General features: G+C 49.8%; 15 protein-coding genes. 5 read left to right on the top strand and 10 right to left on the bottom strand.

The annotated features are described in order from the left end of the window. Positions 1-364: 364 nt before the first annotated feature. The gene (locus tag ACUVQO_RS16800; RefSeq protein WP_445926994.1) at positions 365-625 is read left to right on the top strand and encodes a hypothetical protein; all 261 of its coding nucleotides are present in this window, start codon (positions 365-367) and stop codon (positions 623-625) included. Positions 626-699: 74 nt separating this feature from the next. After that, positions 700-1,614 (top strand): alpha/beta fold hydrolase, encoded by a 915-nt coding sequence (locus ACUVQO_RS16805; protein WP_445926995.1) that lies wholly within the window; start codon positions 700-702, stop codon positions 1,612-1,614. 123 nt (positions 1,615-1,737) lie between these two features. Here the strand turns inward: ACUVQO_RS16805 and pheA are convergent, their stop codons facing one another. After that, positions 1,738-2,574 carry a prephenate dehydratase gene (gene pheA, locus ACUVQO_RS16810; RefSeq protein ID WP_445926996.1) on the bottom strand — a complete coding sequence of 279 codons (837 nt, stop codon included), beginning with the start codon at positions 2,572-2,574 and terminating at the stop codon, positions 1,738-1,740. A gap of 404 nt (positions 2,575-2,978) precedes the next feature. Here pheA and ACUVQO_RS16815 point away from each other — a divergent pair, with 404 nt between their 5' ends. Next, a complete protein-coding gene (locus ACUVQO_RS16815; RefSeq protein ID WP_445926997.1) occupies positions 2,979-3,572 on the top strand; it encodes a DUF1997 domain-containing protein in 594 nt (197 codons plus the stop codon). A gap of 17 nt (positions 3,573-3,589) precedes the next feature. Here ACUVQO_RS16815 and ACUVQO_RS16820 read toward each other — a convergent pair whose 3' ends face one another. The 6 genes from ACUVQO_RS16820 to ACUVQO_RS16845 form a co-directional block, all read right to left on the bottom strand. Then, positions 3,590-4,279, bottom strand: a complete 690-nt coding sequence (locus ACUVQO_RS16820; RefSeq protein WP_445926998.1) for a ribonuclease HII — start codon at positions 4,277-4,279, stop codon at positions 3,590-3,592. Positions 4,280-4,282: 3 nt separating this feature from the next. After that, positions 4,283-6,412: an Rne/Rng family ribonuclease gene (locus tag ACUVQO_RS16825; RefSeq protein ID WP_445926999.1), complete on the bottom strand. Its 2,130-nt coding sequence runs from the start codon at positions 6,410-6,412 to the stop codon at positions 4,283-4,285. Positions 6,413-6,906: 494 nt separating this feature from the next. After that, the gene (locus ACUVQO_RS16830) at positions 6,907-9,594 is read right to left on the bottom strand and encodes a TIGR03960 family B12-binding radical SAM protein (protein WP_445927000.1); all 2,688 of its coding nucleotides are present in this window, start codon (positions 9,592-9,594) and stop codon (positions 6,907-6,909) included. A 75-nt stretch (positions 9,595-9,669) separates the two neighbouring features. Continuing rightward, positions 9,670-10,317, bottom strand: a complete 648-nt coding sequence (locus ACUVQO_RS16835) for an LON peptidase substrate-binding domain-containing protein (RefSeq protein WP_445927001.1) — start codon at positions 10,315-10,317, stop codon at positions 9,670-9,672. A 74-nt stretch (positions 10,318-10,391) separates the two neighbouring features. Continuing rightward, a complete protein-coding gene (locus tag ACUVQO_RS16840) occupies positions 10,392-11,339 on the bottom strand; it encodes an SPFH domain-containing protein (protein WP_445927002.1) in 948 nt (315 codons plus the stop codon). Between the two features lie 113 nt (positions 11,340-11,452). After that, positions 11,453-11,878, bottom strand: a complete 426-nt coding sequence (locus ACUVQO_RS16845) for an NfeD family protein (protein ID WP_445927003.1) — start codon at positions 11,876-11,878, stop codon at positions 11,453-11,455. 174 nt (positions 11,879-12,052) lie between these two features. Here ACUVQO_RS16845 and ACUVQO_RS16850 point away from each other — a divergent pair, with 174 nt between their 5' ends. After that, on the top strand, positions 12,053-13,984 hold the full coding sequence (locus ACUVQO_RS16850; RefSeq protein WP_445927004.1) for a PP2C family protein-serine/threonine phosphatase: 1,932 nt from the start codon (positions 12,053-12,055) through the stop codon (positions 13,982-13,984). A gap of 159 nt (positions 13,985-14,143) precedes the next feature. Further along, the gene (locus ACUVQO_RS16855) at positions 14,144-14,389 is read left to right on the top strand and encodes a ferredoxin-thioredoxin reductase variable chain (RefSeq protein WP_445927005.1); all 246 of its coding nucleotides are present in this window, start codon (positions 14,144-14,146) and stop codon (positions 14,387-14,389) included. A 20-nt stretch (positions 14,390-14,409) separates the two neighbouring features. Here the strand turns inward: ACUVQO_RS16855 and ACUVQO_RS16860 are convergent, their stop codons facing one another. The 3 genes from ACUVQO_RS16860 to ACUVQO_RS16870 all read right to left on the bottom strand — a co-directional run. Next, complete coding sequence (locus ACUVQO_RS16860) at positions 14,410-14,640, bottom strand: hypothetical protein (RefSeq protein ID WP_445927006.1); 231 nt, start codon at positions 14,638-14,640, stop codon at positions 14,410-14,412. Positions 14,641-14,649: 9 nt separating this feature from the next. Then, positions 14,650-20,169 (bottom strand): response regulator, encoded by a 5,520-nt coding sequence (locus tag ACUVQO_RS16865; protein WP_445927007.1) that lies wholly within the window; start codon positions 20,167-20,169, stop codon positions 14,650-14,652. 139 nt (positions 20,170-20,308) lie between these two features. Further along, positions 20,309-20,760, bottom strand: a 452-nt coding sequence (locus ACUVQO_RS16870) for a methyl-accepting chemotaxis protein (protein ID WP_445927008.1), incomplete at its 5' end; no start/stop codon positions are given.

Raw genomic sequence — 20,760 nt, forward strand, 5'->3', positions numbered from 1 at the left:
AGTTAAAACAGATCAACTCGTGGAAAGAATTTTGGATGCAGCGATCGTAGTTCGGGGTGGACGAAATCGCCCCGATGATATCAGGCGTGCCATCGGAACCCATCCGAGTGGCGTCACAGGAATTTCGGTAGAATGTGGAGAAAGGGCATCTGTTTTCAGGAATTGTCTGTATTGATTCAACATGGGCAGGTTGGTGTTACGACAGTTCGAGAAGTTCGAGAGGCAGGAGGTGACGTTGTACGAACATCAGGGAGAAGCCCATATCATGCGACATTGACAGGTCTAGTCCCTGATGAAATCAGTTGTCTTCTGACTTCAACCATATCCAACCCATCTAAACAGCCTTTGTGAACAAGGGTTATCTATGAGTTTATCCAGGGTTTTTGTTGATTTTCACAATGCTGATGACCAGGGACGTTTGCGCCTCAACTGCATTGGTACGATTGAAGACTTAGCTCGTCAACAAGCTGAACTAGAAGATGGGCAACAACTGGTGCTATACAGTGAAGAACTAGAGGTGGATGGTGTAGTGCAGTTTTCAGAAGAGGAGAAGATTTGGGTCGCAACAATTGACTGGAATCAGATCAGGCAAGTTGAGCAACTGGTAGTTCAGGGTCAAAATTGAGTACACAACGATGCCCGACCGATATTCTCAGGATTATATCGACCAAGCCTTTTTTCATCCCAAAGCTGTTTTGTATGGCGTATATCAGTGTTCGTGGTTTTAACCACTATTACGAGTGGATTACGGCATCAGAAATTCCAGAGCCATCGGGTAAACCTGTGATGGTATTTGTTCATGGGTGGGGTGGGTCGGCTCGCTATTGGGAAAGTACGGCACGGGCGATCGCAGATACCTTTGATTGTCTGCTTTACGATCTGCGGGGATTTGGGCGATCGTCCCAGCAGGGCCAAACTCCTGATCTCCTGCTACCCCTGAAATCGGGTACTGCGGAAGACCTAAGTTATGAACTTACATCTTATGCGGAAGATCTGGCCGGATTGCTAGATGGTTTAGGATTACAGCGAATTTACCTGAATACCCATTCGATGGGAGCGTCTGTTGCCGTTTACTTTCTCAATCGATTTGCCGAGCGAGTCGAACGGGCCATTCTCACCTGTTATGGGATTTTTGAATACGACGAAAAAGCTTTTAATGCCTTTTATCGGTTTGGTGGTTACGTCGTTAAATTCCGTCCTCGCTGGCTGTATGGCCTGCCGATGATGGATCGGTTATTCATGAAGCGGTTTCTTTACCGTCCTTTATCCAGAGATATCAGCCGCGCCTTTCTAGAAGACTTTTTGCTGGCGGATTATGATGCGGCTCTGGGCACTATCTTTACCTGTGTTAGCAAAGAAGCTGCAGAAATCATGCCCCAGGAATTTGCTCGGATTGCGATCCCCACACTGATGATTTCGGGCGATCGTGACATTATTATTCCAGCCGAACTGGGCCAACGGGCAGCCTCGCTAAACGATCGCATTACGTTTGTGTCCATCCCCAACACGGCCCACTTCCCAATGTTGGAAGATCCATCGACTTATCTCCAGCACCTACGCAAGTTTTTGAACCCAACTGTCTCTGCTGCCTCAAACCCTGCTCTACATACTTAGGCGGTTTCCCAAGAGGTAAGGTCTTTTTGAAAAATCCTCCTTTTCGTCCGCCTTTCTGACTTTCCCTATCTCTCCGCTGGTCCACTCTCGCTATCTCACCATCTTACCCGCTTACCCACAATCCTAAGTTGGCAGAATGGTGTAGCTACCAAATACCTTCAGCGTTGCCGTCTGCTCAACCAGTTCTTTCAAGGCTGCTTGCACATTAGTCTGACGAGCATCAGCTTCTAAATCCACAAAAAATAAGTAATCTCCTAAAGATTTTTTCGTCGGACGAGATTCAATTTTGCTGAGGTTGATATTTTGTTGGGCGAATACTTGCAGGGGTTTCAGTAACGCTCCCGGTACGTCATGAACTGTAAACGCGAGGGAGGTACAATTTCCCCCCGGTGAAGGTTGTAAACCCAGGACCCAGAAACGGGTGCAGTTGTCCGGATGGTCATTAATGGGACAGGCCAGCACAGGTAAGTTATAGAGTTGGGCAGCCCGTTGAGAGGCGATCGCCCCTGCCGTCAAATTATCATCCAGGTACTGCAGAGCTTCGGCGGTTGAGTTTGTGGAAATAATTTGGGCCGCAGGCAAAAACTTCTCCAGCCACTGATGGCACTGCGCTAACGCCTGGGGATGGGAATACACCGTTTCGACTGCATCGATGGTTTGAGCGCGGGTAATGAACGCATGGGAAATGGGTAAAACGAGCGCCTGTTGGATCTGTAAGGTATCGCACTGCCAAAGTGTATCTAGAGTTGTGGTGACACTGCCTTCGATCGAGTTTTCCACAGGAACGACGGCTAAATCTGCCTGTCCCTGAGCTACGGCCTGCATGGTTTGGGCAATGCTGGGATAGGGACACAGGGTTGTTTCCTGCTGGGTCTGCTGATTCAGCCACGTGGAATAGCGTAACGCCGCTGCTTCTGCAAAAGTCCCTGAAGGGCCTAAATGGGCAATTAATATGGTCATGCAATCTAATCCTTTATCCATTGATAACAGCGATTTCCTGAGTCCTTGTTCTCAGGCTTGTCATAATGCTTTACTTTTTCCTGACTGTGCCGTAGACAAAAGCGTCCCTACGTAAAAATTTCTAATTCTCTTGCAGGAAAAGCTTTACTCATCCAAGACTTGGTTGTGTTCTTCAAATTCTTCAAAGGAATTGCCAATTTGTAATCAAACCAGGAGATAAGCAGTAAAAATACCTAATTCTTTTTAGTTTGAGGAAAAAGGTTCTTCCTAGAGGTATAGTGTTTTTACCTAAGGATGCGATGCACTTTTTTTGAGTTTGCTTAAGAATAGTAATAGAAACTTAATATAAGTTTCTCTGGCTTCTCATCAACTATAAGCTCCTTCATTATTCATACAGTTTCCAGATGGATATTCGCTTTACGGCTTCTCAATCGGTTGATATTCCAGTGGTAGAACAACCTGTTCCCATTCAACACTATTTACGTCAACCTCAACGTCTAGTCCGAGCCTTAGCGTCGTCGAGTCGCATCGAGCATCTCGGCAGCGACTTGTTCCGCCTGAAAATGCGTCCACTCTCCTTTATGATGCTGAGTCTGCAACCGACAGTCGATATGAAAGTCTGGGCAGAATCGGACAGTACCGTGCGGCTGCGATCGTGGAGCTGCGAAATTCTGGGAGTTGAATACATCAACGAGCGTTTTGCCTTAAATCTATCTGGTCAACTGCAGCCCCGTACTGTATCAGGAATGACGCATTTACAGGGGAGGGCAGATCTGGAAGTGATGATTATCGAACTGCCCCCACCGTTTCTCTTCACTCCCAGACCAATTCTGGAAACAACGGGTAATGGATTGCTGAAAAGTGTTTTATTAACCGTTAAACAAAGGTTGGTTCACCAGCTTGTGTCTGACTATCAGTTGTGGGCCAATACTCAAAGCCTGGAAGAGACTCCTCTGCAATCGGGTGTCCTATTGCCTAACAACAGCCCAACCATTTAGATTACAGCTTTATCCCTTCACTCCTTTACTCCTTTCCCCTCCCCTCCTCCTGTCAATTGGGCAGTTGGGATGCACCTGCAGGGATCAAAAGAGGTGCGGTGGTAAGGTGAGGGGCCAAATTGTTGGAGTGCCCGTCGGTGGGCAGGGGTGCCATAGCCTTTATTGCTGGCCAGGTCGTACTGAGGGTAACGAATTGCAAGGCGAAAGATTAATTGATCCCGCCAGACTTTAGCAATGATACTGGCGGCAGCGATCACCAAAGAAGTTTGATCTCCCTTAACCAGAGTTTGCTGAGGTACTGCCAATCCAGGAATCCTTTGATTGCCGTCAATTAAACATAAATCTGGCTGAACTTTTAGTCGCAGAACTGCCCGCTTCATCGCCAGGAGAGAAGCCTGCAAAATGTTCAGGCGATCAATTTCTCGAACTGAGGCATACCCAATTCGACAATCCACTGCCAAAGCTTTGATCTGATCTGCTAAATGCTGACGTTGGAGGGCTGACAGTTGTTTACTATCGGTGACTCCCGCCAGAGTCAGATCTGCTAGAGCCGCATCTGGCAAAATCACAGCCGCTGCAACTACTGGCCCAAACAGGCAACCCCGCCCCACCTCATCGACCCCAGCCACAATTCCTGAAGAACTTTGCTCCAGGATTAAGCCCGGAATTTCTGGCTGGCCGGTTAATTTCCGTTTCCTAGATGGCATCGCTTACTCAGAAACGGTAGCTGAAGAACGGCGACGACGGCGACGGAGTGGTTCATTCTCTGGTTGCTCCGCTTCTAAATCGGTCTGTACAGCTTCAGGTTCTGGTAGGGACTCAGATGGGGCGGGAGTTGCGATCGTCTCCCTCTCAAGATTTCCATCTTCACTTTGAGTTTTATTTTTCAGAATTGGTGTATTGGAACTGACAGGGGCTAGCGATCGTGAAGATTCCCCAGGCAACACAACCGATATCACCGCTGACTGAGGATTTTTCACCTCTTGTTGGGTCAGCACCAGAGGAGAAATTCCCATCCAGGCGTAAACATCCTGTTCGTCAGGGGTCATTTCCACAGTCACCAACTCAGGTGGTTCAGTAGAACGGGGTTCCCGTCTTCCCCGACTCCGCTTTTCTTCCAGCCTACTTTCTATGGGAGCAGCATTGTCCTTCTCGTAGGTCGTGGTTTGCAGCGCATCCATTTCGCGATCGGGGCTACTATCTCGCCGTCCCCGACCTCGTCGTCCTCGGCCCACAGGCTCCGGTCTGGATTTACTCTCCGGTGACTCTTCGCCATCTATCCCAGGCTCTGGCCCACCATTGCCGCCCTCAAAGGCATGGGTACGGCCCTCTTCCCAGGAGCCTCGGCCTCTTTCCCGGCTGAGATCCTCGTCCAGCCGACGGCGGCGACGGCGGCGATTATTCGAGACAACATCTTGATACCCTGACTGGCTCATGGCCTCAGCTAAATCATCTCCTTCTTCATCCTCCCGGTCTTCCCAGGGAAATTCGGTGGGTAAAGGAATATCTGGTAAATCCCGGCCTCTGCTGCCCCGATCAAAGGATCGAGATTCCCGCAGAGCTGTAACGGCAGGTCTTTCTGTCCCTTCCTCCGATGGCTCTGGTTCTCCAGGTAAGTGAACCAGATGCCCTGTGCCTCCACAAGCTGGACAGGGACGACCGAATAACTCATAAATGTTTTTTCCTTGCCGCTTGCGAGTTAATTCAACCAGTCCCAGTTCTGATAATTGAGCAATTTGGGGTCGGGCTTTGTCAGCTCGTAGTGCCCGGTTGAAGTGTTCTAAAACCTGAAGCTGGTCGCGGCGGGAATCCATATCAATGAAGTCCACGATGATCACACCAGCAATATTACGTAACCGGAGCTGACGAGCCACCTCAGTGGCCGCTTCGCAATTTGTCCAGAGTACAGTTTCGCGGGCTGTGGCCGATCGCGTAAAGGAACCGGAGTTCACATCAATTACGGTCAGCGCTTCGGTGCGTTCAATGATGATGTAACCCCCAGAAGGCAAGTCTACTCTGGGTTTCAGGGCTTCTCGAATCGCGGCATTGACCCGGAAGTATTCCAGAATGGGGATGCGATCGCGGTGCTGGTCGATCAGTACACCCTGAGGCAGTTTACCCGCGCCCCAGTTGAGCAAATGTTGCTTCACCCGTCTCAACCCCGTATGGGAATCGACGACAATCCGGTTGACATCGCTGCTATAAACATCTCGTAACACCCGTTGAATGAAGTCATCATCCCGATTCAGCAATGCAGGAGCACGAGTAATACTGGCTTCCTGGCAAATGTCTACCCATCGTTTCTGTAGCGCTTCCAGATCCTCAATAATGGCATCTTCGGGCATCCCTTCCGCCTCGGTTCTGACTACCAGACCCATCCCTTGAGGTTTGATTAGAATAGCCAGGGCACGTAATCGATTTCGTTCATTTTCGTTGCGAATCCGTCGGGAAAGGTTGACCCCTTTACCACTCGGCATCAAAACCAGATAACGGCCTGGCAAGGAGATATTTCCGGTGAGCCGTGGTCCTTTATTGCCCGTTGGCTCTTTCATTACCTGAACCAGAACCTTCTGCTGGGGGCGCAGCAACTCAGTAATGGAACCCGCTGCCCGTTGCAAGCGCAGTGGCCCTAAGTCGCTGACATGAATGAACCCATTGCGCTCGGTATCTCCGATATTGACAAAGGCAGCATCAATTCCGGGCAGAACGTTTTCTACCACTCCTAAATAAACATCACCAACCTGATGGGTTCCTGTCGCAACAATAAGCTCTTGAATCTGATCTTCTGAAAATACGGCAGCAATGCGATGCTGTTCCGCGATAATAATTTGCTTCGGCATTCAATTTCCTCAAATTTTGGCGATTGCAAGGGAGTCTAAGTTCCCATTAACCTCTCTACTTGCTTTCATGGTTACGCTGCCACTTGTGATACAAGATGAAGGCTATGGAGACGTAGCAAATCAATCCCCTTAAAGGGGTTAAGACATCCTGGAAGTACCTAGCCACAACAAATGACAACTGAGCCAAATAACTGTTGCTCTAAACCCGATCATCCTTCACTTTCGGCGATCAAGCTTTGTTCATTAGTAGAAAGCTTAGTCAAGCAAGCTGTGCCCAATAAAATGACTGGCTATAGAGCGGTTCCCCAGGAACTTTCAGTCAGCAACAGCTTCTGTTGAAATGCATTATAGCGTGTGGAGCTTCGTAAGCCACGAAAATTCAAAAATCAATAAAGAAGGAGTAACATAAGGAAGTTTTAAGTTTTAAGTGCTCAATGCTTGGTTGGAGTCTGACTTAAAACTCAAAACTGAGTACTCAACACTAACCAGAGGTTTTAAGTGCCAGGATTGGCCAGCAATAAGCTTTCTCGATGGACATGAAGCAATCGTAATTCTTGACCAGAAACTTGTTCCAACATTTTTACAACATGGTCAGGACGGAGTAGGGTGCCGTCGTTGCGACAACTGCCCGTATAGCGGAGGGAGATGGAGGGGGTAGAGGGTGGGGAATTTTGACTCTCAGTTGATGAGATTAGTTGCAGGGTGAATAGGCGATCGCGCAGGTTCACCTGCTGTACCTTACCGGATTTGGTGGTTTGCTCGAACCAGATTTCTGTTTCAGACAGCACGTTGTCAATCCATGCCTGCCATGCTTCCAGGTGAGGAAAGATAGCTGCTGGGTCGTTGGGAATTACTCCGAGGGACAGGGTATATTCGGCCCGTTCCAATAACTGGGTGGCGGCTGGAGTCGTGACATCAATTGCTTCAACAGAATAAATCGGCAAATCTGCAGGTAGTTGGGCAGATAGGGCGGCCTGAAAATCTTCCAGGTTCATGGATCTGGTTAATTCAAAGTCCACCAGCTCGCCACTGCTGGTTGCGCCTAGGGGGAGTGCATTGGCGGGAATAATCCGTGGCCCTGGATGGAAGCCGCCTGTGAAAGCGATCGGCAAAGCAGCCCGACGAACAGCACGATCGAGCAAACGCATCAAGTCCAGGTGGCTAAGAAAAGCCATTTCCCTTAACTTGCCTAACTTCACCCGTAACCGCTGTGCCCGGTGCTGATTGGGGACAAAGTGACCTGCAAAGTCGGGAATTGGCGGCGGCGGCACAACAATGTTATGGCCAAAGTCGGTACTGCACACTCCACAGTGAGAACAGCCCTCGAAGGAGCAGTCAGGTATGGTTGCAGCTGCCAGAGCACGTTGCAGATCGTCTTTCAGCCATTGTTTGTCGATTCCTGTGTCGAGGTGATCCCAGGGAAGAGGAGCGTCGTAGAGATTATAAATGCTGGATTTTGGATTTTGAATTTTGGACGGGTGATCTATCTCTTCAAACAGGTTCCATTCCCCATTTTCGACCTGACGATATTTCCAGGTCAGGCCCGCTTCCGCGATCGCCTCTGTCCAGGCCGCGAAGGCCCGATCCAGGCTTTCCCACCAGGAATCCATTCCGGCTCCCAATTCCCAGGCACGACGAATAACTGGAGCCAGACGGCGATCGCCCCGTCCTACAAAGTCTTCCATTGCTGAGACGCGAACATCGGTAAAGTTAACCTTCAACCCTCGAATGTGCCGGAACTCTTCCTTTAACAGGGCTTGCTTGCGCTCAAATTCGGCTGTTGAGACAGAATGCCACTGAAATGGCGTATGGGGTTTGGGTGTGAAATTGGAGATGGTCAGGTTGAAGTTTAGTGGCTTTCTTCCCTTAAGGCGGCACTCTTGCTGTAGCCAGCGGACGGTTTCGGCAATGCCCAGCACATCCACATCCGTTTCACCCGGTAGCCCGATCATGAAATACAGCTTGACTCGATCCCAACCCTGCTCGTAAGCCGTTTTAACTCCCCGCAACAGTTCTTCGTTGGTTAACCCTTTGTTAATAATGTCTCGCAGCCGTTGGGTGCCTGCTTCCGGAGCAAAGGTAAGGCCAGCCCGACGAGTTCCGCCCAGAATATGGGCAATGTTTTCATCAAATCGATCAACCCGCTGACTAGGCAGAGACAGGGAAATATTCTCGTCTTTTAAGCGATTCTTAATCTCGACCCCAACGGCAGGCAAGGCCAGATAGTCAGAACAACTCAGGGAAAGCAGAGAAAATTCATTGTATCCGGTAGCCCGCATCCCTGCTGTGATCGCCTCAACCACAGCTTCTGGTTCGACATCACGGGCGGGACGGGTGAGCATTCCCGGTTGGCAGAAGCGACAACCTCGTGTACAGCCGCGCCGAATTTCCACGGTTAGGCGATCGTGCACTGTCTCGACGTAGGGAACCAGGCCGATCGAGTAAGCGGGTATAGGAGTGGCCACCCGTCGCAGGATACGCTCAGGTACAGCGGAACAGTTGGGATGGACAGAGCCATCAGGAGCCATATCATAAAACTGAGGCACATACACGCCCGGAATTTGGGCCAGATCGAGCAATAATTCCTGCCGACTTAACCCAGCCGCTTTTCCTTCCTGAAGCACCAGACCAATTTCAGGCAGTAATTCTTCTCCATCTCCTAGAGCAATGAAGTCAAAAAAATCGGTGTAGGGTTCGGGGTTGGAAGTGGCAGTTTGGCCTCCAGCAAAGATGAGGGGGTAAGGGCTTGGGGATTGGGGATTAGAGATTAGGGATTGGCGTTCTTGCCAAGTGAAGGGGATGCTGGCTAAGTCCAGCATTTCCAGAATGTTGGTGGCTCCCAGTTCGTAGCTGAGGCTGAAGCCCAGGATGTCGAAGTCGGTGAGAGGGCGGCGGGACTCGACAGCGAATAGGGGAGTTTGAGTGTTGCGAAGTTTGGTGGCTAAATCGGGGGCGGGGAGGTAGGCCCGATCGCACAGTTGCTGGGGTTGGGCATTGAGAATGTTGTACAGAATGATATGGCCCAGGTTAGAAGCCCCCACTTCATAGACTTCTGGATAAGTCAGTGCCCAGCGAACGGTTGCTGATTCCCAGGGTTTGTGGGCAGCCCCTAATTCATTGCCCAGGTAACGGGCGGGTCGCAAAATTTCTGAAGTCAGGAGGGTTTCGATCGCAACGGACACTGGGCACCAATCCTTCTCGTCAACAGCACAGAACAACACTGTTAGTATACTGAAGGACAATCGGCCTTGCGTGCGTTAAGCGTCTTCAAAGGTGTCTTTGAGGACGGTGCGGGCGGCGAGGTGATTGCGAGTGGAAGTCAAAATTTCTGCTTCTCGCTCTAATCGGGCTGCTGTATTTTGCATTTCTAGTAGAAGTTGCTGCTCTTCCGCCACTCCATAAAGATTGCTAGCGACCCAATAGGACAACTCTAAAGGCAAGTCGGGAATGGTATCCGGGAGTTCAATTTTTTGCTCAGTCAGTTTTGCCGACAATCGAACGACATCCCGCAGCAGCTGTGCAACTGAATCAGCTAAAGGTCTGAGATCTTGTTCAGGAGGTGCGTCTTCAATCCACTCCACCAGACCGACGCGGTAAGGCTTTTCACGGACATATTCCAGCACCCGAAACCGTTGTTGCCCAATCGTGCGGATTTTCATGCGATCGTCAGGCAACCGTTGAAATTGAACAATCTCAGCGCAGCAACCCACTGTAGCAGGTTTTCCTTGGGCCTGATCCCACATCAAAACACCAAAACGGCGATCCGTTTCCAGAATGGTATTCATCATGATGCGATAACGGAACTCAAAGATGTGCAAGGGAAGAGGTCGGCCTGGAAATAGAACGACTTCTGGCAAGGGAAATAGAGGAAGTTCACGAACCGCGATCGAAGATGAGGATGCCATTAGTCTCCTGTCAAAGATGGCTGTTTCTCTATACTGTAGCCCATCTTGGTTGAGGAGGGGAGTTAAGGGTCAGCTTAAACGCCGTTCTGATTGCTATCAACCATTGACAACATGCTCTGAATGGTAGCGGGAATGCTGTGCGGATCCATGAACATGACTTTGCTGCTGTCGCTCTTGCCGATCGTTGCTCCCATATCCAGGTAGCTCAAGGCCAGTAGCACTTTCCCGGCTTCAGCGGCTTTGGGGTCACTGGCCAGAGCCTGCTGGACAATTTGAATCGCTTCCGCGGTGGCCTGGGCTTTCAGTACCTGACTTTGCCGTTCTGCCTGAGCATGGAGAATCGCTGCTTTTTGTTCCGCTTCTGCTTGCAAAACCACGGCCTTTTGACGGGCCTCAGCATCTAGAATCTGGGCCTCTGCTTTGCCACGGGCACTGTTAATGGCGGATTCGCGATCTCCCTCTGAGGTCAAAATAGCGGCTCGTTTGCGGCGTTCCGCTGACATCTGCAATTCCATGGACTCCTGCACCGCCTGGGAGGGAATAATGTCCCGCAGTTCCACGCGAGTCACTTTCACACCCCACGGATCGGTGGCGATGTCCAGATCCCGCAGTAATAATTCATTGATTTGAGAGCGGGCTGTAAAGGTTTCATCCAGTTCTAGCTTGCCCATCTCAGCCCGAATCTGAGTTAGCACCAGATTCACCATTGCATTTTGTAGATTCTGGACTTTGTAGTATGCCTTTTCCATGTCCACAATCCGCCAGTAGACCACCGCATCCACGGTAATCGAAACGTTGTCGCGGGTAATGCAGGGTTGCGGGGGAATATCTAAGACTTTTTCGCGAATTGTTTCCTGGAAAGCGACTCGCTCAATAATGGGAATCACGAATTTAGGGCCGGGAACCAGCTTGCGATCGTACACCCCCAACCGCTCTACCAGGGCTTCATTTCCCTGCTGAATAATTTTGACGCTGGAAACTCCACCACCTACGATCAGTAAGCCAATAATCCATTCCCACATGGTCAAACTCCTGTAAATTCTTGCAAAAACATCAACTAAATCAAGTCCAGCTAGAGAACGGTCGTTTTCCGGTGAGAGAAAATAAGGTTCTGGACTTGGACAAGGTTTAAAAATTAGGAACGCAACACATTTTGGGGCATCACAATTAACGTGGTGCCCTGGCGAGCTACGATGTACACCTTCTGATGCGCCGCGATCGTCACTCCTGGGTCATCACATCGAGCTGCCCAGGAATTTCCTTCGAAGAGTACCCTGCCTGTTTTGCTCGCCGGTATTTCTGTCAGCGTTTCTGCTTCAGTTGCATCTAGATTTCGGGAGGCACGGGTGCGTACCAGACGGCGGGAAGCTAACACCAAAACCACTGATAGGACAGCCCACAGAGCAACTTGTAAGCCCAGTGGAAGCAGACCCGCGATCGCCGCCACAATCAGAGCACTAATGCCCATCATGGAGGACACAAAGGCTGTGGGAACAACAAACTCTATGAGGCAGAAGATTACGCCTATCAGCAACCAGATCACACTTGGACTCAGGTCCATCTCACCTCGTTCTTTGTATTTTTATAAAGGTAACGGGATTGCTGCTGTATGATTAAATCCAGCTTTCAGGAGCTAGATTCCGTAAACAGGTTTAGTTTAAGTTGGACACTTTAGCGTCGGTTTAATCATTGATTTAACTTTTTCAGTCATCAGGGCTAGGACGCGGATAGCGCTATGAAAGTTTCTCCCACTCAGATCTATTGTCCTAATCTGAACTGTTGTGCCCCCCTGAATGACCTGGGGAGTTTTGCCTGTAAAAATTGTCAGACTCCCTTAATCTATCGCTATCTCTGGGTGGTTGGGGAATTTTCGGTTCCGCCTACTGTCGGTAGTTTGGTTGCCGGACGCTACTTTGTGAAGACTCCCCAGATCTGGCTGGATACTCAACCTGCCTTATTGCCCGACTTTCCTGCAGCAGCGGAACTTCCAGAACAAATTTTGCCGTATTTGCATCTCTACCCCCAGCGGTTGCATGTTCCAGAAGTGTATGGAATTTGCCCCAGCAACGAGGGCGACAATGCCTCAGCAGTTTTTTTGTTGGAGAATGCGCCTCTCGATTCTGCAGGCTTGTTGTTTCCGGCGATCGGGCGTGCCTGGTCACAGGCTACAGCGGTACGGCAGGTGTACTGGCTCTGGCAAATGCTGCAATTATGGGTACCGCTAGCCGAACAAGGAGTCAGTACCAGTCTGCTGATTGCTGATAATATCCGCGTGGAAGGGTGGCGAGTCCGGCTATGTCAGTTGTTCCAGGACGATCGAGTCTTAGCTGTTGATGAAACAACGCCGGAACAGAGTCCTGCACTACCCAATCTGGCAGATCTGGCTCATCTGTGGTTGGAGTGGCTGCCTGAAGCAAAACCTGCCATCATCGCCCCCTTGCAGGAGATTTGTCGCGAGATGGAAGCAGAGGGGACAACGGCTCAAGCGATTGCGCCTCGGCTTAATCAACTATTACTGCAACAAGCCGCCCAACTGCCTTTACGCCTGCAAGCGACTGGTGCCAGCGATACAGGGCCACAATACAACCACAACGAAGATGCCTGTTATCCCCTGAATGATGTGGCCAGTCTGGCAAGTGATGGGGTTTTTCCAAAACTGGCGATTGTGTGTGATGGGATTGGCGGCCATGAGGGGGGTGAAGTCGCCAGCCAGTTAGCAGTACAGTCGATCAAACCCCAGGTGCAGGCGTTTCTGGCAGAAGTAGCGAGACAACCAGAACCGTTTTCTGCCAATCTGGTGGCTGAGCAACTGGAAGCGATCGTGCGGGTAATTAATAATGTGATCGCCAATCAGAATGACAGTCAGGGTCGAGAAGCCCGCCAGCGGATGGGAACGACGCTCGTGATGGCACTGCAACTTCCTCAACCCCTGCAACAGCCCGATGGCACAGTTGCCTCCAACAGTCACGAATTGTATCTGGTCAACATTGGAGACAGCCGCGCCTACTGGATTACCGATCGCTACTGCCATCGTCTGACCATTGACGATGATGTTGCAGTACGGGAAGTCCGAATGGGACGATCACTGTATCGGGAAGCGTTGCAACGACAGGATGCAGGTGCTTTAACTCAAGCATTGGGCACTCGTGATGCCGAGTTTCTCCGGCCGACCATTCAACGATTTGTGATTGAGGAGGATGGCATTTTGCTGCTTTGTTCGGATGGTCTGAGTGATTACGGGCGGGTTGAGGAATCCTGGGCTGAAGTCATGGAAGGGGTACTCAAAGGCAAAGCTTCGTTAGAGGCGGCTGCTCGCTCATGGATCGAGTTAGCGAATCGAAAAAACGGCCACGATAATGCCTCGGTTGTACTCCTGCAATGTCACATCTCTATGCCTCTGCCTGCAATCGCGCTTCCCCTGACTGAGCAACCCACAACCGACTGGTCTGAATCCTCCAGGCAGCTTGTGCAGGATATAGCCCAGGACGGAACGACCAGTCCTGTATCCGAAGTAGCAAGCAGCAAGCCCAGATGGAAGAAGATATGGTGGCTCATTTTCGGGTTAGCGGGTCTGCTGTTGCTGGGAGGCTTGGGGGTAGCCCTGTGGTCACAGACCAATCCTGCTGGTTTCCAAGAATTTCGCGAGCGATCGCTCCCCAAACCATAGGGAAATGTGAAAGGTCAGTATGAAACCGGGCGATCAGTTTAAGCCGTCCCGGTCTTATGTCAAGATAAGGAAGTTGTTGCTATCGAAACAGACAATCAATAGCAGTTATGGATGTCCCTTGGGCAAAGGGAACGACTGTTGTTGAGGACTGATGAACCTATGCAGATTGATACTGAATCATTTTCCATTGGAGACAAGGTACGAGTCGTGGCATCTGTGATTGTCTATCACCACCCAGAACACCGCAATCAGGCATTTGATCTCAAAGGGCAAGAAGGCGAAGTCGTTGAAGTGGTTAAGGAATATCATGGGAAACCGATTAGCGCAAATTTCCCATTTGTCGTCAAATTTGGTCCGAAATTTAGAGCGCACCTGCAAGGACACGAGTTAGAGAAAGTCAGTTAACAGGTCTAACGCTTCCCTGCTTAACGCCGCCAGCTTCGGTAAAACCAGCCCAGTAGATTAAAATCTCGCCGCATAGTCTGCAGTTCTTGACGATGCCTTTCCGCAGTAGCGTGATACCACTGGCAGTGTTTTTCAAAGGCACGGCGGTGTTCCAGTTCTTGATAAAACTGCCGTGTCAATACCTGAGCCTCTAGAACTCCGTGATCAGATTCGGGCGGGATGGGAGCAATCCATCGTAAATCGTGGTTCATCTCAGTTGTTTACCCTTCACGCTTGAGCAGTCGTTCTCCCTTGAGCATCCGTTGTGCCGCATCCAGTAACGCTTCTTCGAGGTAAGGCTTGGTAAAGTAGCCACTGGCTCCCAGAGAAGCAGCCATCTGACGGTGACGATCAGCCCCCCGTGAGGTCAACATAGCAATTGGTAACTGTTTCAGGTTGGGATCCTTTTGAATTCTGGAAAGCAGTTCTAGCCCATCCATCCGGGGCATTTCAATGTCACAGAAGACAATATCACAAGGCAAGCCTGATCGTAGTTTTTCCCAGGCTTCCTGACCATCTCTGGCCTGTTCTACTCGATAACCCACCTTGTTGAAGGTCATAGAGAGCAGTTCCCGGACAGTGATAGAGTCATCCACAATCAGCACCATCGGTTCGGTCTTGACAGCGGGAGCCTCTTGACCTTCCTGGTCGCCACTTTGATCCCACAAGGCTCCACCCGCATCCCGACGTAGCCGTCCCATTGAGAGATCAATCAGTTCCAGAACATCTGCGATCGGCATAATCCGTCCATCTCCCAATATCGTCACACCAGCCACTCCAACAGGTTTTGGAACTGGCCCCTCTAACTGTTTGATCACGATTTCTTGTTCACCTAACACCTGATCGACCTGCAAAGCCAGAAAATTGCCTGCGCTCCGCAGCACGACGATCGAGATAATGTCATCTTCCTGATTGCCGCCATAGACATTACCTCGGCTGAGATGACGATTATAGGTGAGCAGATCCGCAAGCGGACGAACCGGCAGCATAGTATCCCGCCAAGCAATGCAGGGCTGACCTTCAGCGTTCATCTGCAGCCGTTCTTTCGGCAGATCGAGCATGTCTTCCACCCCATCCATGGGGAAGGCGATTCGGGCGCGATCGCTGATGCAGCACAGGGCTTTGGAAATACTTAGCGTCAACGGTAGGCGAATCGTGAACGTGGTGCCCTTGCCAGGAGTAGAGTCAATGTTGACCACCCCTCGGATTTCGCTCAGGCTGGTACGAACCACATCCATGCCCACACCCCGACCAGAGAAGTCGTCGGCCTGATCTTTGGTACTGAATCCCGGATGGAAAAGGATGTCATAGATATCGAGCCGTGATAGATTCTGAGCTTCAGCCACGGTGATCAAGCCCTTCTCAATCGCTTTGGCTTTCACCCGTTCGACATTAATACCAGTGCCATCATCAGAAACCGAAATGATGGTCTGGTTGCCCTGGTGGAAGGCACGGATGACAATGCGACCAGCCGGAGGTTTGCCCTGGGAACGTCGCACTTCTGGTGCCTCAATTCCATGGGTCAGAGCATTGTTCACCAGATGGGTCATGGGGTCGTAGAGCTGTTCCAGAATCATTTTGTCGATTAGCGTTTCTCGACCCTCGATGATTAGTTCTGCCTGTTTACCCACCTTCATAGAAATATCGCGCACCGCACGGGGTAGACGATCAGCGGTCTGGGCGAAGGGCACCATGCGCGATCGTGTCAATCCCTCTTGCAACTGAGTGGTGACCTGGCGGAACATGCGGGTTACTTGCTCTGTTTCATCGACAATAAATTCGATGTCCGAAGAAGACTCCCGTACCCGTACGATCAGCTCAATCATTTCCTGAGACAGAGAGTGGAAGCCAGTAAATCGATCCATCTCTAACGGATCGTATTCCACATTGCCAGAGGGTTCCTGAATTTCTGTAGCAGTTCCTCGTCCTGTGGAGGACAGGGTACTCAGACGATGGTGGCTTTGACGGCTAGCTAGCAGAGAACTCTCCAGCAGCGATCGCTCATACAAATCCTGCATCCGCTGCCCCACGTCACTTAGTTGCTGTACCTGATAGAGCAGGTTATCCAGCGATTGTCGTAGACGCTCTTGATCCTGCTCTAGACTGTTCCGGTTAACAACTAGTTCCCCGACTAAGTTACTCAGGTTATCCAGATGTTTCACGGGTACCCGCATTGTCTGTTCACTGAAAACCCGACCAGGACGCATAGCTCGGCGGGCTTGCGGCATTGCCCCGCGACCAATGCTGACGGATGGAGAACCACCCATTTTCTCTTCTGCATCTTTTAGTAGATCATCTAAGTCATCAAACTCTGAGCCGCTAACACTGGAAGTGCTATCCATAGAATCAGCCAGTCCCAGAGTACCACCCTCTACCAGCGTCTCCAGTTCTGAGAAATCATCAGCAGGTTCTTGTTCCGGCGCTAAATCTTTTTCCAATTCTTCAGTAGAGGGTGCGATGTCTAGGGGGGCACCCGGTTCTGAAATCTGATTGTCATCCAGTAACTCTTCCAGATCACCAAAGACATCATCCGCTGCAGAAGGTTCGTCCAGCAGACTGTCTAGTTCCTCAAACTCAGTTGCAGAAAGTTTTGGTTCAATAGACGGTTGTTCAAAATCGATCTCAAATTCGGCAGTTGCAGCTAAACCCTCTGCCTCTAAGTCAGGATGAGCATCTAGATCCAAACCGTTCATTAACTCACTATCTAGATTAAAGGAGTCGCCCAGTAGATCGTCTAATTCCTGGTCAGAGACTCCGCCCAATAAATCATCCAACTCCTGATCAGAAAGCTGCGCAGATTCGTCTTCTGTAACAGTGGGAAGGTCGAGTGCATCCTCTTCTCCCAAAATATTGGTGACTTCATTTGATGCTTCTTGGGTGAAGATGGAATCTTCCTCAGTGAGAGCGAGATCATCCTGAAATTGCTCACTTGCACCTTCTGATATTAAATCTCCAAACAAGTCATCCATATCTGAGGTGACATCTGCAGACTCACCCAGCAACTCATTTACAGATGTCAGATCGTTAGTAGATTCACCAAACAAATCGTTCTTACTGGCTGCGTCATCCAACAAATCATTTGCTAAGGTAGGCTGTTCAACAGATTCGCCGAACAAATTGCCCCCATCGGTGATAAATGAAGGTTCGGTTTCACCAAACAAGTCTTCTACTGCCAAATCGGATTGGTCAGAAGATTCATGAAACAAACTGTCTGTGTCCACAGCTATTACTGGCTCATTGGTCTCGTTGAATAAGCCATTTCCCACAATAGCCTGATCAGCAGATTCACCGAATAGATCATCTATATCTGAAGCCAGTGGCGATTCAGATATCTCACCAATCAAACTATCCATCGAGGCAGTACGATCGGCGGGTTCACCAAACAGATCATCGGTTGTCAGATCCGTTTGAGTGACAGGTTCATCAAACACATTGTCTACTTCGGCAGTTAATGATGGTTCAGTTGCCTCACTAAACAAATCTTCTGCTACCAAGTCGAGCTGAGACCTTGGTTCCCCCGGCAAATCGTCTAACTCTGCAGTCAATAGTGACTCATCCGTTTCGCCAAACAAGTTGTCCATTAAGGCAGGCTGAACCGTAGGTTCACCCAGCGAATCATCTACTGATGATGTCGATAGATCAACGGCCTCATTGAACAAATCATTCATACTTGCAGGAGATACTGATTCGCTAGCCTGACCGAATAGATCCTCACCCAGCAGATCTTCATTGACTAACTCTTCGACTAATTCTTCGCCAAACAGATCTGTGATTGCTTGAGTAGAGTGATCCGATGCGCCGAATAACTCGTCTGTTGAGGTCAGTTGATCACTCCGTGTTTCGTCAGGTTTTTCGTCAGATGTGACATCTCCAAATTCAAGAGCCAACTCTTCATCTAGGGGAGACGATTCCAAAGAGAAATCTCCTGCCGCTTCCAATTCATCTAGAGACAAATCAGATAGAAGTCGTGAATCTGACATCTCCGTTTCCAGTTCTCCCCATGGATCCGCGATCATGCCTTGACTTACAAAAGGTTCTGTTATAGCAGATAGGCCAGTATCCTGGTTATTTTGGGAAGAGACTTCCACCAAACTATCTAAGGTAGGTTCATGCTCAGATAATTCTTCTATCCCCTCCAGATTATCAAGCTCTAAGTCCTCTAAGGAGAGAGAACCTAACTCTGGGCCTTCTCCTGCTACCTGTTCTGCATCAGATATGGTATCCCAGGGATCGGGAATGTCTAGCTCAAGACTGTGAGCAGCGTCGGGATGTTCTTCTCTTGTCAGGTCTGCGTCATCCAGCCCATCAAACAGATTATCCAAGTCTGAAATGTCAGCCGATGCATCAGACTCAGAAGAATCAAATGGATTTCTGGCTTCTTCTGCCGTTAGTAGATCAGCATCGCCAAACAGATCATCTAAATCGTCTACAGCCCAATTGGGATTGGCTGTAGAAGGCTCAGTTCTGACTTCTTCAAACAAGAGATCTGAAAAATCGTTATTGAAGTCAGAAGTGTGAACGGTTGAGGTATCTAGGATAAGTAAATCGTCACTATCCTCAATAACTTCCTCCTGTTGCCAGGTTAAACCCAGGTCAGGCACCTCACCTTCAAACAGATCGGCCAAAGTATTGAGTTCTGCCATGCCCACTTCTGGGCCATGTTGAGTGTCCAGTTCACTGGCATCAAATGGATCGCTCGCCAAGCTATCGATTAATTCCAGGTCATGGGTAGTCGATGCAACTTCCAGCGAGTCCAGCACGTGGTCAGATGCTGCTGCGGATTGTGCAAAGTTAAACTCGGTTAGGTCGAGAGACTGATTGCTCAATTCGGATTCTGACTCGATCGGCTGCAAATCAGTTAACAGATCGGCCAGATCATCCTGAATCACTGTTTCAGCAGAAACATCTGCAGGCAACAATCCCTGAAGTTGACTGGAAGGGGCAATTTCACTTTCGCGCCCAGCTAATACGAGTTCTTGAGCCTGTTTGATATCTTTGATCACCACAGGAGCCAGGATACGATAGCTATTGTTGGGGTGAGCGATCGCCTGTCGAGCAGTCTGCAGCAGACGGCACCAATGCGATAAACCGTGCCGCTCCCCTAAATCATTCAAACTGTCGCAATGCTCCTGTAAATGTTGCCGAGTTACCGGATCAGCATCTGAGAGCCGAAACAGGCGCAGCATGCTCCGTAACTGCAGGGTGACATCAGTTCTAAACAGATTCACCAGGGACTCATCGACCTGGGTACCCACAGGTAAGGTAAAGGCAGTATCCAAACCAAAGCTGGCAGTCGTTGGCAGGGAAATTCCTCCGGATTCACTGGTGAGCTGGGCAAGATGTTGTTCTAGCTTCTCAAAGGTTGGCTCAACTTCGCTCAGGATAGTATTGGCCGACTCCTCGGTTAAACCAAAAGGGCCTTGCAATTGCCCTAATAATTCCTGAAGGCTGTCGAATGCCTTAAGAAACAGAGTTTCCAGCTTTTGATCAACCCTTATCGGATTTTCTTTCAATAGCTTGAAAAAGTCTTCTAACCGATGGGATACCCGATGAATGCTGCTCAACCCCAACATGGCAGCTCCACCCTTAACAGAATGAGCAGCTCGAAACACCTCACTTACCATTTCTGGGTCTTCAATAGTGTTTTGCAGATTCAGTAGACCCTGTTCTATGGTATTGAGGTGATCCTTGGCTTCCTCAATAAAATAGCCCATGATTCGCTGCTGTTGATCAGGCTGCATGGCTGTACTCCATTCCTTGGGGAGGGTAATGATGACTAATGTTCATGCCCCGGTTTGCTTTAATGTAATTGATTCACCGGGAATTGACATCCAATTGCGAAGGTTCCCTATCTTGTCTACTTCCGCTCACCTATCTTGTCTACTTACGCTCAATGGTTTCAACCCGGAATCTTTCTACAGATGTGAGCAGATCGCGGGCAACTCCGACCAGATTTTGCAGTGATTCGGATACTCGCTGAGCCTCCTGGGAGGTCTCCTGAGCGGTTAACTCAACGGATTGCATCACCTGAGCTACAGCGCGAGAGGTTTCAGTTTGCTCAACGGTATCGGCCGTAATCGATTGCACCAGCACATCAATCCGGTTCGACACTTGAATAATGTCTTCCAGTGCTCGTTTTGCCTGCTCAGCCAACCGCGTCCCCTCAATGACCTGCTGAGTTCCTTCCTCCATGGCCGTCATCACAGATCCTGTTTCACTTTGAATCTGCAATACAATTTGTTCAATTTCCTTTGAGGCTTTTGCGGCTCGATCAGCAAGTTGTCTGACCTCATCAGCCACGATTGCGAAGCCTCGACCTGCCTCCCCAGCTC

The organism is Leptodesmis sp., from assembly GCF_052746595.1.

Coding starts and splice junctions, on each gene's coding strand:
- ACUVQO_RS16805 (WP_445926995.1), top strand. CDS start 700: ATGGCGTATATCAGTGTTCGTGGTTTTAACCACTATTACGAGTGGATT.
- ACUVQO_RS16855 (WP_445927005.1), top strand. CDS start 14,144: ATGCAGATTGATACTGAATCATTTTCCATTGGAGACAAGGTACGAGTC.
- ACUVQO_RS16800 (WP_445926994.1), top strand. CDS start 365: ATGAGTTTATCCAGGGTTTTTGTTGATTTTCACAATGCTGATGACCAG.
- ACUVQO_RS16845 (WP_445927003.1), bottom strand. CDS start 11,878: ATGGACCTGAGTCCAAGTGTGATCTGGTTGCTGATAGGCGTAATCTTC.
- ACUVQO_RS16820 (WP_445926998.1), bottom strand. CDS start 4,279: ATGCCATCTAGGAAACGGAAATTAACCGGCCAGCCAGAAATTCCGGGC.
- pheA (WP_445926996.1), bottom strand. CDS start 2,574: ATGACCATATTAATTGCCCATTTAGGCCCTTCAGGGACTTTTGCAGAA.
- ACUVQO_RS16850 (WP_445927004.1), top strand. CDS start 12,053: ATGAAAGTTTCTCCCACTCAGATCTATTGTCCTAATCTGAACTGTTGT.
- ACUVQO_RS16860 (WP_445927006.1), bottom strand. CDS start 14,640: ATGAACCACGATTTACGATGGATTGCTCCCATCCCGCCCGAATCTGAT.
- ACUVQO_RS16825 (WP_445926999.1), bottom strand. CDS start 6,412: ATGCCGAAGCAAATTATTATCGCGGAACAGCATCGCATTGCTGCCGTA.
- ACUVQO_RS16840 (WP_445927002.1), bottom strand. CDS start 11,339: ATGTGGGAATGGATTATTGGCTTACTGATCGTAGGTGGTGGAGTTTCC.
- ACUVQO_RS16815 (WP_445926997.1), top strand. CDS start 2,979: ATGGATATTCGCTTTACGGCTTCTCAATCGGTTGATATTCCAGTGGTA.
- ACUVQO_RS16865 (WP_445927007.1), bottom strand. CDS start 20,169: ATGCAGCCTGATCAACAGCAGCGAATCATGGGCTATTTTATTGAGGAA.
- ACUVQO_RS16835 (WP_445927001.1), bottom strand. CDS start 10,317: ATGGCATCCTCATCTTCGATCGCGGTTCGTGAACTTCCTCTATTTCCC.